At 61.3% G+C, this 11,037-nt stretch carries 14 protein-coding genes; 5 read left to right on the top strand and 9 right to left on the bottom strand.

Translation table 11 applies throughout. The features are described from left to right. Positions 1-137 precede the first annotated feature (137 nt). The gene (locus V7080_RS18300; RefSeq protein ID WP_334189831.1) at positions 138-791 is read right to left on the bottom strand and encodes a GNAT family N-acetyltransferase; all 654 of its coding nucleotides are present in this window, start codon (positions 789-791) and stop codon (positions 138-140) included. A 13-nt stretch (positions 792-804) separates the two neighbouring features. Continuing rightward, the gene (locus tag V7080_RS18305; RefSeq protein WP_334189832.1) at positions 805-1,164 is read right to left on the bottom strand and encodes a DUF2917 domain-containing protein; all 360 of its coding nucleotides are present in this window, start codon (positions 1,162-1,164) and stop codon (positions 805-807) included. A 136-nt stretch (positions 1,165-1,300) separates the two neighbouring features. Between V7080_RS18305 and V7080_RS18310 the strand changes: the two genes are divergently transcribed. Next, entirely contained in the window at positions 1,301-2,212 is a 912-nt protein-coding gene (locus tag V7080_RS18310; protein WP_334189833.1) for a LysR family transcriptional regulator, read from the top strand. Positions 2,213-2,305: 93 nt separating this feature from the next. Continuing rightward, a complete protein-coding gene (locus V7080_RS18315) occupies positions 2,306-3,154 on the top strand; it encodes an SAM-dependent methyltransferase (protein WP_334189834.1) in 849 nt (282 codons plus the stop codon). A gap of 66 nt (positions 3,155-3,220) precedes the next feature. Here the strand turns inward: V7080_RS18315 and V7080_RS18320 are convergent, their stop codons facing one another. Together V7080_RS18320 and V7080_RS18325 are read right to left on the bottom strand one after the other, a co-directional pair. After that, the gene (locus V7080_RS18320; RefSeq protein WP_334189835.1) at positions 3,221-4,069 is read right to left on the bottom strand and encodes a glycosyltransferase family 2 protein; all 849 of its coding nucleotides are present in this window, start codon (positions 4,067-4,069) and stop codon (positions 3,221-3,223) included. Positions 4,070-4,088: 19 nt separating this feature from the next. Continuing rightward, entirely contained in the window at positions 4,089-4,862 is a 774-nt protein-coding gene (locus tag V7080_RS18325) for a glycosyltransferase family 2 protein (RefSeq protein WP_334189844.1), read from the bottom strand. A gap of 493 nt (positions 4,863-5,355) precedes the next feature. Between V7080_RS18325 and msbA the strand changes: the two genes are divergently transcribed. From msbA to V7080_RS18340, 3 genes are read left to right on the top strand one after another with little or no spacing between them, the layout of a single operon-like run. Beyond that, on the top strand, positions 5,356-7,098 hold the full coding sequence (gene msbA / locus V7080_RS18330) for a lipid A export permease/ATP-binding protein MsbA (RefSeq protein WP_334189836.1): 1,743 nt from the start codon (positions 5,356-5,358) through the stop codon (positions 7,096-7,098). Further along, entirely contained in the window at positions 7,099-7,275 is a 177-nt protein-coding gene (locus tag V7080_RS18335) for a hypothetical protein (protein ID WP_334189837.1), read from the top strand. 27 nt (positions 7,276-7,302) lie between these two features. After that, positions 7,303-7,509 (top strand): hypothetical protein, encoded by a 207-nt coding sequence (locus V7080_RS18340; RefSeq protein ID WP_334189838.1) that lies wholly within the window; start codon positions 7,303-7,305, stop codon positions 7,507-7,509. A gap of 92 nt (positions 7,510-7,601) precedes the next feature. Here V7080_RS18340 and V7080_RS18345 read toward each other — a convergent pair whose 3' ends face one another. The 5 genes from V7080_RS18345 to modA form a co-directional block, all read right to left on the bottom strand. Further along, complete coding sequence (locus V7080_RS18345; RefSeq protein ID WP_334189839.1) at positions 7,602-8,177, bottom strand: hypothetical protein; 576 nt, start codon at positions 8,175-8,177, stop codon at positions 7,602-7,604. 355 nt (positions 8,178-8,532) lie between these two features. Further along, complete coding sequence (locus V7080_RS18350) at positions 8,533-9,402, bottom strand: ABC transporter ATP-binding protein (protein ID WP_334189840.1); 870 nt, start codon at positions 9,400-9,402, stop codon at positions 8,533-8,535. A 1-nt stretch (position 9,403) separates the two neighbouring features. Further along, entirely contained in the window at positions 9,404-10,072 is a 669-nt protein-coding gene (gene modB, locus V7080_RS18355; RefSeq protein ID WP_334189841.1) for a molybdate ABC transporter permease subunit, read from the bottom strand. Further along, on the bottom strand, positions 10,069-10,479 hold the full coding sequence (locus V7080_RS18360; protein WP_334189842.1) for a TOBE domain-containing protein: 411 nt from the start codon (positions 10,477-10,479) through the stop codon (positions 10,069-10,071). The genes modB and V7080_RS18360 overlap by 4 nt, the downstream gene beginning before the upstream one ends. Further along, positions 10,476-11,037: molybdate ABC transporter substrate-binding protein (modA, locus tag V7080_RS18365; RefSeq protein WP_334189843.1), on the bottom strand; the 562-nt coding region annotated here is incomplete at its 5' end. The genes modA and V7080_RS18360, both read right to left, overlap by 4 nt.

The following is an 11,037-nucleotide window of genomic DNA, read 5'->3' on the forward strand; positions in this document are numbered from 1 at the left end:
GTATGCGATCGCTCAATCTTCACACCCCCATCCCAACCTTCCCCCTAGCAGGGGGAAGGAGCAGGCCGGCGGAGGTTCGGCCATAGCTAGGCTATTTTTCCGCAAGCTGGCGTTAAGGAGGTTGTTTAAATAGCCAATCACACCACACTCCGCACACCCTCCACCACCAACCCCTTCAACTCCGAGCACTTCCCCTCCGGCACGGTAAGCCGCTTCCAGCTCCGCCGCAGATACGTCCCATCCGGATGCGGCCCCATCTCGAATCCCATCGCGAACAGCAGCGCGCGCATCGCTTCATTTTCCGACAGCACATCGCCATCCATCCGCTGTACCCCGGCCGCGCGGGCGACGCACGTCAGGTTGTGCAGCAGCCGGCGGGCGATGCCGGCACGCTGCCAGGCATCGTCGACCACGACCGCGTATTCGGCGATGTCGGGGGCCGCAACGACGACATACTGCGCCATGCCGACTGCCTGTTCCTCGCCGTCCCGCAATACCACTGCAAGGAGAGTGATCGCCCGCATCGGATCGGCCTGGGTGAAGCGTTCCAGCATGTCCGGCGGCAGTTCATGGGCGGGGTAGAAGAAGCGCTGGTACCGGCTTCGCAGCGACAGGCCGCGTACCAGCGCCTGCATCATCGGCGCGTCGGCGGCCCGTGCCACCCGGATGCGGATGGCGGTGCCGTCGCGCAACCGCCAGGTGTCATGCAGTTCCCGCGTCGGCAGCAGCGCCTTCAGCAGCGGCTGCAGCGACTGGCTCCATTTGGCGAGCGGCGGAGAAAGGTCGGCCATGACATCCTCCGACTCAGGCAAACAATGTGCGGGCGGCGGCCAGCACCGGTTGCAATTGCCGGCTGAACGGACGCTGCGACGGCGCGGCATCGATGCGGACGGCGGCGCTGTCGAGTGGCGTCAATAGGGTGTCGCTCGGGCGGTCGATGACGAAGCTTTGGCCGGCTTCCAGCACGATGTCCCGGATATCGCCGTCCTGGGTGATCCATACGGTGCCGTCGATCGCATGGACGGTCGATCCGATTGCGCCGTGCAGTTGCAGATGCTGGTCGGCGCGCAGGCGGACGATGTTCCCCCTGGCGGCCGACGGCAGAGTTTCCCTACGTACTGGCCTGGATGGCAGGCGGTCGGTAAATAACATGGTGGCATTCATGATCAGCTCCTTCGCTGTTGAACCGGGATCGCAGGAATTGTGTCCCTGTGATGCACATTATTGGTTGGTTCCTGGAGCTTTACAATCCGGCAAAATGGAATAAGATTGTTCTCATCTGAGAACAATAGGGGTGATCATGGAACGCCTGGATGAAATGATGACGTTTGCGAAGGTGGTGGAAACGAAAAGCTTTTCTGCTACCGCGCAGGCGCTCGGCACGTCGAAATCGCTGGTCAGCAAGCAGATCAGCAACCTGGAAAGCGCCCTGGGCGTACGCCTGTTGAACCGCACCACGCGCCGGATGAGCCTGACCGAGATCGGCGCCGCCTATTACGAGCATTGCGCCCGGATTGCGCAGGAGATCGATGCCGCCGCGGAAACCGTGACCCAGCTGCAGGCGGAGCCGCGCGGCGTGCTGCGATTGACTTCGCCGGTGATCTTCGCGTCGCTGCACCTGGCGCCGGCGATGCAGTCCTTTCTCAGGCGCTATGAAAACGTCGAAATCGAGCTGAACGCGAACGACCGGATCGTCGATATCGTGGAGGAGGGCTACGACCTGGCGATCCGGATTACCGACCAGCCGGCCCAGACCATGGTGGCGCGCGTCATCGCGCCGGTGCGCTGGGTAACCTGCGCCGCGCCGGCCTATCTGGAGCGCTACGGCATTCCGCAAACGCCGCAGGATCTGCTGCAGCACCGCTGCCTGGTTTACCAGGGCATCCCGGCATTGCGCAGCGGGTGGCACTACCGCATCGGCAACAAGGAAGTGTCGCTACCGGTGACCGGCAGCTGCCGCGTCAACAATTCGGAAGTGCTGCTGCACCTGGCGCTGGACGGCATGGGCATCATCATGTTCCCCACCTACATCCTCGGGCCGCATCTGAAAAGCGGCAGGCTGCAGATCATCCTGCCGGACAGTATCCCCAACCCCGATATGTCGTTGTATGCGACCTACCTGCCGAACCGGTATATGCAACCGAAGGTGCGCGCCTTCATCGATCACCTGATGGAACACTTCGGGCCGCAGCCGCATTGGGATGAGTTTTGAGCATGCGGGCATCACGTGCCCCGCGATGCGGGCGCTTTCACGAATGAATTGTTTGCTAAGATCGCGTCTTTCAATTACGCAAAGCGATTCCCGATGCTAACGTCCTGCATGTGTACCGAAGCCGCCCTGACATCCGGCAACATGGCGGAATGGGCGATCAAGATCAAGGAGCGGCCAAATCATCTTCATCGCAAGATCTGGGAATGGTGTTTCGCCTGCGAGGCGTTGGCCGAACGAGGGATGCTTCGTCCCGGCATGAAAGGCCTGGGATTCGCCGTGGGCACCGAACCGCTGACGGCGGTATTTGCCGGCATGGGGGCGCGCATCACGGCGACCGATCTCGATTTCGAACGTGCGCAGGAAGCGGGATGGACTGAAACCAACGAGCACGCGAGCGGCTATGCGCAGCTCAATGAGCGGGGCTTGTGCGACCCGGCGGAGATCGAGCGGCTGGTGCAGTTCCGCTTTGCGGACATGAACGACATCGGCAGCGAATTCGATAACCAGTATGACTTCGTATGGTCGTCGTGCGCGCTCGAGCACCTCGGCAGCCTGCAGCACGGCATGCAATTCATCTACAACGCGATGCGCTGCCTCAAGCCGGGAGGCTACGCGGTGCATACGACGGAATACAACATCTCTTCCAATGAAGAGACGATCGACAGCGGTCCGACGGTGCTGTACCGGAAGCGCGATATGGAGGAAGTGATCCAGACCCTGCGCGCGCAAGGGCATCATGTCGATGTCGACTGGAACGAAGGACAAGGCTATGCCGATCAGACCATCGACCTTCCGCCCTACAAGCAGGAGGTACACCTGCGGCTTCAGATCCAGCAGTATGTCGTCACTTCGTTCGGCATCATCGTTCAGAAGGGAACCGGCAACGTCGAGCAGCCAAAAGGCCGACTCATGCGGCGTCTTTCCTCTTTGTTTGGCCGTTAGTCAAGGACGGCTCGCTTCGGCGGCCGGGACGGTCCCGCCCCCTGGGCAGGCGATTTTCCTGCCACTTCAGGCAATTACGCGCTCGCCCGCCGCCGGATGATCGCAGAGGCCGATCTCGGCCCGGATCAGGCCGGTCCGCATGCGTTCCTCCACCCGTTTGCGGTTGACCGATTCGGTGGCACGGGTGTTTTCCGGGTGCCACAGATGAAACACCTCGGTCGAGAATGCGCCGCCCTTGCGCCGCACCCCGTGGCGCGCCAGGCGCAGCACCAGGTCGGCGTCTTCATGGCCCCAGCCGACGAAGCTTTCGTCGAAGCCGTTGACGGCGGCATAGTCGCTGCGCCAGATGGCGAGATTGCAGCTCTTGATCCGGCTCCACTTGACGGAACGGTAATGACGCAGCCGGCTATTCGGAAAGGAGAGAAGGGGTATTGCCTTGTTTGCATGGCCCGCCAACCGCTGCAGCAGCCAGTAGCTGAAGCGGCGCGCATGGATGGCTGCCGGCGGTTGCTGCGACAACAGTTGGGCAGTGAACCGTTCCGACAGCAATACCCTGCTGCCCGATACCATGAAGCCGCGTTCAGCCAGCAGCCGGTGACGTGCGACGAAATCCGGTCGCGGAATGCAGTCGCCGTCCAGGAAAATCAGGTACTCGCCCTTGGAGGCATGCACACCGAGATTGCGCGCCGCCGAGGCGCGGAAGCCGTCATCCGGCTGCCATGCATGCACCAGTCGTTTCGGACCGCCCGCCGGCAGGGGCCGGAAGCCGTCAATCATTGCGCGGGTCGCATCGGTCGAGCCGTCGTCCGCGATGATCACTTCGAAGTCGGGATCGGTCTGCGCCAGCAGGCCACGGAGTACCGCGGCCAGCGCGTCGGGACGGTTGTAGGTGGTGACGATGACGGAAATCAGCATGAATGCGGGCGGAGGGCCGTCAGGGCTGCGAGCTGGGCTGGCCGTCGTTCTGGCCGATCAGCCAGATCTTGAGATAGCGGTAATAGCTGCCCTCGGCATTGGAGATCGCCAGCGCGAGGCCGTGGGAGCCGTCGAGGAAACCAAGCTTGAAGAAGTAGGTGCGCATGAAGGCCCACCAGCCGTGCAGCACCGCCTTGCCGACGCTGGCGCGCTTGCCGCGCGCATAGGCCTGCTGCGCGGAAAGCGTGGAATAGCTGTCGACCTTGCTGAGGACCTGCGAGTAGTTGCGGAAGCTGTAGTGCAGCATGTGCCCCTTCAGCCGCCTGACCCGGCCGTCCGCGACCAACCGCTCATGCACGATATGGTCGGTGAAACGCGCCTTGCCGCGCTTGAACAGGCGCGTCACGTAATCCGGCGACCACCCGGAGCGGCGGATGAATTTGCCGCAATACCAGGACCGGCGGGAAATTTCGAAGGCATCGGCCGCAGGGGATTCGCTGGCGACGACGGCGCGGATTTCCTCCGCCAGTTCCGGCGTGATGCGTTCATCCGCGTCGATCGACAGCACCCAGTGACCGGTGGCGGCATCCAGCGCGCGGTTCTTCTGCGGTCCGAAACCCGGCCAGTCCGGCGTCTCGATGACCCGGGCGCCGGCGGCACGGGCGACCGCGACGGTGTCGTCGGTGCTGCCGGAGTCCACCACCACGATTTCATCGGCGAATGCGACCGAAGCCAGGCATTCCCTGATGTTGTGTTCTTCATTTTTGGTAATGAGAATGACCGATAGCCGGATGGTTTTGCCGTCGAGGTTCGCCGTCAATGTCATCGTGATTTCTCCGCGGAAGGAGCCCGAATTATACCGGCTGATGTTCGGATAAAGTGTGCCGGCCGGCATCCCCCGGGCGGACTTCTTCCCGGTTGTGAACTAAGTGATCAGAACGGCCACCTATCCATTGACCGCCTGACCACATGGCGAAAGGCAAATGAATCTGCCGTGCAGGCACTGCGCCGGAAGGAGCGGTATGAACAAACTTGCATTAATGTGTTGCAGGCCGCGTACGGTTCGACGGAAGTAAGCACGCATCGGAGTCATGCTGCGGAAGTAAGGCGGTGGCGATCCACTATAATCATTGCCGCACAGACACCGGCCGATTGATGGTCTGACATCGGCCGGACAATCCCGGCGTGACACCGCGACAGTTGTTCAGTCTTTATCAGGCACGATCCGGCATGGCGCCAGGCGGCGCCGGCGTGTCCCGAATCTTTATCCATCAGCGAGGTACTTCATGATTTTGCCAACACATCTGGTCCGGCTGTTCCGAATGGTCAGGCCGTACCGTGGGAGGCTGGGACTGGCCTTCCTCGGCATGATCGTGACGGCGATGACCGAACCGATGTTTCCGGCGGTGATGAAGGAATTGCTGGACAACGGCTTCGTCGGTAAGCCGACCTTCAATCTATGGCTGGTGCCGATCGCCATCATCGGCATTTTCGTGTTGCGCGGCATTTCCACCTTCACGACCAGTTATCTGATGACATGGATAACGACGCAACTGCTGAACACCTTGCGCGGCCAGATGTTCGCCCGCATGCTGGATATCTCCGCCGGTTTCTATGCCACGCATTCCGTGGGCAAGGTCATCAACTCGATGATGTTCGAAGTGCAGCAGATCGTCGACATGATCCGCAATGTGCTGACGTCGCTGATCCGCGACGCGTTGACGGTCATCGTGCTGATGGCCTTCCTGATCTGGCTGAACTGGCAGCTCACCATCGTCGCCATCGTCCTGATCCCGCTGATCGCGGTCGTCGTGCGCATGACCGGCAAGCGCCTGCGCAAGCTGACCCGCGAATACCAGGAAGTCAACGGCGAACTCACGCAGGTGATCGAAGAGACCACGCGCGCCAGCCAGGTAATCAAGATTTTTGGCGGACAGGAATTCGAGAAAAAGCGCTTCGCCGAGCGGGCGGCCAAGCTGCGCCGCTACTCGATGCGGATGGCAAGCACCTATGCCGCCACCGTGCCGATCACGCAGACCATGGCGTCGTGCGCGGTCGCGGTGGTGATCGTGATCGCCCTGATCCAGTCTAGCCAGAACCAGACCACCGTCGGCGGTTTCGTATCCTTCATCACCGCGATGCTGATGCTGCTGGCGCCGCTCAAGCGCCTGGCGGAGATCAACGGCCCGCTGCAGCGCGGCCTGACGGCGGCGGAGGCGGTATTCAACCTGATCGATGCGCCGCCGGAGCGCACCACTGGCAAGAAACTTCCCGGGCGGGCCGCCGGCAAACTGCAGTTCATTGATGTGGGCTTCGTCTATCCGGGCCAGAACCAGCCGACGCTATCGCACATCAACCTGTCCATCATGCCCGGCGAAACCATCGCATTCGTCGGCATGTCCGGAGGCGGGAAATCGACGCTGGTCAACCTGGTGCCGGAATTCCATCCGGTGACCACTGGCGAGATACGGCTCGATGGCGAGCCGATTCGCAACCTGTCGCTGGAAAGCCTGCGCGCCCAGATCGCGATGGTGAGCCAGAACGTGGTGTTGTTCGACGACACGGTTGCCGCCAACATCGCCTATGGCGACCCGCAGCCGGATACGGCGCGCATCGAGGCCGCGGCACGCGCGGCCCATCTCGGTGATGTGGTTGCCGGCCTGCCGCAAGGCCTGATGACGCGGATCGGCGACAACGGCAACCGCCTGTCCGGCGGCCAGCGGCAGCGGCTTGCCATTGCACGCGCGATCTACAAGAACGCGCCGATCCTGATCCTGGATGAAGCGACGTCCGCGCTCGATACCGAATCGGAGCGTGCGGTGCAGGCCGCGCTGGATGTGCTGATGCGCGGCCGTACCACGCTGGTCATCGCCCATCGCCTGTCCACCATCGAACGTGCGGACCGCATCGTCGTGCTGGCTGGCGGGCAGATAGTGGAAGCAGGGTCGCACGCGCAGTTGCTGGCGAAAAACGGTATGTACGCCAATCTGTATCACCTGCAATTCGCCAAGGACGCCAGGACCGTCTAAATGAACGCCCTCGGATCAAAGCATTGCGGCATGCATCGCGTTCGGGTTCTTGCAAAAATGCCATTTCAAGGCCGGCAATTCCTTGGCAAACCTATATCCTATAATCAACGCTATTTGATTAATCTCAAGGTTTACAACATTTTTGTTGTCGTCCCGGCTATTGCCAGCGATTTCTGAATCCTTATAATGACCGCTAGAAATCATTTGCCTGAACTCAATTCAGAATCAACAAACCTTGATTCAGATCATTCCGGAGGCGTCGTGGGAAATACACAAGATAACCTGGTGACTTTCATCGAAACCGAATCCCCGCGCTTCAATTTCAACAAACTCCAAGCTGCTGCCTGCATGGCGGCGTCCGCGGCGGTGAGCGTTGGTCTCATCGCCTGGATGGTCAGCGCACTCTCCTGATTTTTCTTTTTGCTTCAGGCTTGCCTGAAGCAGCCTGCATTCATTCCGTCTTCAGTCCGGAATACACCCGGAAAACAACCGCACCTAGTCACCTAGTGATCCATCAGGTGCGCCATGTCGTTCAGGGCCTTGCCGGCGCAATGCCTTTGCCAGACTTCCACATCCTCGCTCGTCTTGCCGTTGACGTAGGAAAAATGCGCCTGCTGGTATTCGCCGGTCGCATCCTTCACCTTGTATTCCAGGCAAACCACGCTGGCATTGTCATTCGCTGAAATGCGCTGCCAGACCAGCGCATTCGGGTCGGGCAGCGATTTTTTCACGCCTGCCGCAATGGCCGCCGTCATGGCGGTGCGGTGGCTTTCGCCGACCTTGGGTACCGGCCTGGCTGGTTTGGAAGCGGAATCGCCGGAGGAATCCGGGACGGAAGCGTAATCGTCCTGAGTGGACAGGATGGGATCCGGACGATTGATCCATGCAGTGGCAGCCGCGCCGCAAGCAACCACGACCATCGCCAGCCAGGCCGCCTTCCGGCGTGACTTCCTGGCGGGCTTTCTGTGCTGCCTGACCAGGTTGCTGGGCTTGCCGGGCTTTTCGGGTTTGCAATAGGGGCAGGACTTCGCCGCCGTGCTGTAGATCTTGTCGCACTTCTTGCACCGCACTAATGCCATGTGCTTTTCCTTTCGCGCCCGGCCGCATTGCCCCGGCTATTTCAGGAATTGTGTTGCGACCACCACCCATGCGACGCCGGCAGCGATCGAGGCCCATATGAAGCGCTTTCGTTTTGCAACCCTGAGTTCATGTTTGACTACGCGTCTTTTCTTGAGGTCCACCTCTTGTGTGTCCACCGTCTTTCCCATAAGCGATATCGAAACAACTGATTGTCTGCCACATCCGGAATCCGTTATTGATCTGCTGCAAACCAGTTTGCTGGGTGCGCCATCATGCCAAAGCACAACCGGCCTCGCAAATGACGGAACCAAGAGGTTAAGGAAATAAAGTGCGGCTGCAGAACAAGACGGCACGCTACTGTTTCAGGATCGCCGCGCTGAATGCCTTCAATATGATCGAGACCGTGTCGCCCGCCTGCACGCCGCGCAACTCGTCTTCGAACGCCACGACTTCCACCACCTGCTGTCCCACCAGCAGCGAGACGATATGGATGACTTCCTCGCGCCGTATCGCCAGCACCTGGGCATTGATGTTGAGCTTTCCTTCCGCACGCTGTTTCAGGAACAGTTCCGCCGGGCTGCCCGAGCGGACAAACCGTCCATGGTCGATTTGCAGCACCCGGTTGGCCAGCTTGAACACTTCGCCGATGTCGTGGCTCACCATCAGCACCGTCATGCCGAAGCGCCGGTGCAGGCGCGCGAGGTCATCCTGCAGGCGCGCGCGCATCGCCCCGTCCAATGCGGAAAGCGGTTCGTCGAGCAGCAGCAGGGCCGGCCTGCGGGCGATGGCCCTTGCCAGCGCGACCCGCTGCTTCTGTCCGCCGGACAAGGTGCCCGGCAAACGGTCGCGCAGGCCGGCGAGACCGGTCAGTTCCAGCAATTCATCAATCCATTGTCTGTCGGTCGTGCCGACCGCATAGGCGATGTTATCGATCACGCTGAGATTCGGGAACAGCGCGTAATCCTGGAAGACGAAGCCGATCGAGCGCTTTTGGGGCGGGACATTGATGCGCCGCTGCGCGTCGAACCAGGTCACGCCGTTGACGACGATGCTGCCGCCGTCCGGTGTGGCCAGTCCGGCAAGCATGCGCAGCAGCGTCGTCTTGCCGGCGCCGGACGGACCGAACACGGCGACAAACTCCCCGTCGTCGATAGCGGCCGACAGATCGATCCGCATTGTGCCCGCCGGGCTGTCCACCGTCCTGCAAAGCGTGAATGCCAGCATGTCAGACCGCCTTCCACTTCCTGTTCACCATGTAGACGGTGAGCAGGATGGCGAAGCTGACGATGAACAGCACCGCCGCATAGAAATTCGCGGCGGCGTAATTCAGGCTTTCCACTTCATCATAGATCGCGATCGATGCCACCTTCGTGACGCCGGGGATGTTCCCGCCGATCATCAGGATGACGCCGAACTCGCCGATAATATGGGCGAAGCTCAGCACCGTGCCCGACAGCAGCGCCGGCTTGATGTTCGGCAGCAGCACGCGGAACAGCGTGACGATGTCCGGCTTGCCGAGCGTGCGGGATGCTTCCAGCAGGGAGGGCGGCAAACCCTGGAAGCCGGCCTGCACCGGCTGCACCATGAACGGCAAGCTGAAGATCACCGAGCCGATCACCAGTCCTTCGAAGCTGAAGACCAGCTTGACCTGCAGCCATTGTTCCAGCCAGGCACCGAACGCATACTGCGGGCTGAACGCCAGCAGCAGGTAAAAACCGAGTACTGACGGCGGCAGTACCAGCGGCATGCTGACCAGCGTCTCGACCACCGGCTTGAAGCGGGTGCGCGTATGGGCGATCCAGCAGGCCAGCGGCACGCCGATCAGCAAAAGGATCAGGGCGGTGATGGCGGACAGGCGGAAGGTCAGCAGCAGCGGTTGCCAGTCGACGTTCATGTCGCCTCGTCCGGCATCAGGGTCATCTCGTTGGCTTTCACCAGGCCGTCGACACGATCGCCGACCGCCAGCTGCAGCGCCTGCGCGGAACGCGTCGTGATGACCGATCCGATGGGATGGCCGCCGAAATCGAGCGTTACGCGCGTAAGCAGCTTGCCGTTGTCGATCGCGGTCACGACCGACGGCAGGCGATTGCGCATGCTGATCAAGCCGGACAGGTTTTTCGCCAGCGCCACTTCCATTTCCTTGAACAGCATCGTGACCGGCTTGCCGACCGGCCACGAGACGAGTTCATCGCCGGCGCTGACCAGCGTCGCGGTGAGGCTATGACTGCCGACATGCACATCGACGAGTGCGATGCTGCCGGCGGTGTCAATGGCCGCGATGCGCCCCGGCAAGCGGTTCATGGCAGTTGATATCCGTATCGTTCCAGGATGCGCCTGGAAGCCGGGCCGACAAGAAAGTCATGGAATTGCTTTGCCAGGGCGGGATTGTTCTTCCGGCCATGGGCCAGGATCACCGTACCCTGTGCGATCGGTTGATAGGCGGCGCGGGGCAGGTCGATCCATTTTCCCTGCCCGCGCATCTCCGGCGACACCACGACGGATTTCGCCGTGAAGCCGGCATCGGCCGCGCCGGAATGGATGTATTGATTAGTCTGTGAAATGCTCTCGCCGAAAACGAGCCTGGCTTTGAGCACCTCGTCCAGTTTGAAACCGGCCAGCGCCTTCATCGTTTCACGGCCGTACGGCGCCACCTTCGGATTGGCGACGGCGATCCTGCGAACCGCGTCGCTGCGCAGCGTACTCTGCCAGTCCGCCAGGTCAATGTCCTTCATCGTCCACAGGACCAGCGCGCCATAGGCGTAGATTTTCGGTGCGTCGGCGTGGCCCTCGCTGTGCAGCTTTTCGGGGAATTCCATGTCCGCCGACAGGAAGACATCGAACGGCGCGCCGTTCATGATC

The sequence above is a fragment of the Noviherbaspirillum sp. genome, from assembly GCF_036846085.1.
Classification (GTDB): domain Bacteria; phylum Pseudomonadota; class Gammaproteobacteria; order Burkholderiales; family Burkholderiaceae_D; genus Noviherbaspirillum.

What these genes read in the sequence shown, in the direction of transcription:
- V7080_RS18300 (WP_334189831.1), bottom strand. Translation starts at nt 791, where the DNA reads ATGGCCGACCTTTCTCCGCCGCTCGCCAAATGGAGCCAGTCGCTGCAG.
- V7080_RS18305 (WP_334189832.1), bottom strand. Translation starts at nt 1,164, where the DNA reads ATGAATGCCACCATGTTATTTACCGACCGCCTGCCATCCAGGCCAGTA.
- V7080_RS18310 (WP_334189833.1), top strand. Translation starts at nt 1,301, where the DNA reads ATGGAACGCCTGGATGAAATGATGACGTTTGCGAAGGTGGTGGAAACG.
- V7080_RS18315 (WP_334189834.1), top strand. Translation starts at nt 2,306, where the DNA reads ATGCTAACGTCCTGCATGTGTACCGAAGCCGCCCTGACATCCGGCAAC.
- V7080_RS18320 (WP_334189835.1), bottom strand. Translation starts at nt 4,069, where the DNA reads ATGCTGATTTCCGTCATCGTCACCACCTACAACCGTCCCGACGCGCTG.
- msbA (WP_334189836.1), top strand. Translation starts at nt 5,356, where the DNA reads ATGATTTTGCCAACACATCTGGTCCGGCTGTTCCGAATGGTCAGGCCG.
- V7080_RS18335 (WP_334189837.1), top strand. Translation starts at nt 7,099, where the DNA reads ATGAACGCCCTCGGATCAAAGCATTGCGGCATGCATCGCGTTCGGGTT.
- V7080_RS18345 (WP_334189839.1), bottom strand. Translation starts at nt 8,177, where the DNA reads ATGGCATTAGTGCGGTGCAAGAAGTGCGACAAGATCTACAGCACGGCG.
- V7080_RS18350 (WP_334189840.1), bottom strand. Translation starts at nt 9,402, where the DNA reads ATGCTGGCATTCACGCTTTGCAGGACGGTGGACAGCCCGGCGGGCACA.
- modB (WP_334189841.1), bottom strand. Translation starts at nt 10,072, where the DNA reads ATGAACGTCGACTGGCAACCGCTGCTGCTGACCTTCCGCCTGTCCGCC.
- V7080_RS18360 (WP_334189842.1), bottom strand. Translation starts at nt 10,479, where the DNA reads ATGAACCGCTTGCCGGGGCGCATCGCGGCCATTGACACCGCCGGCAGC.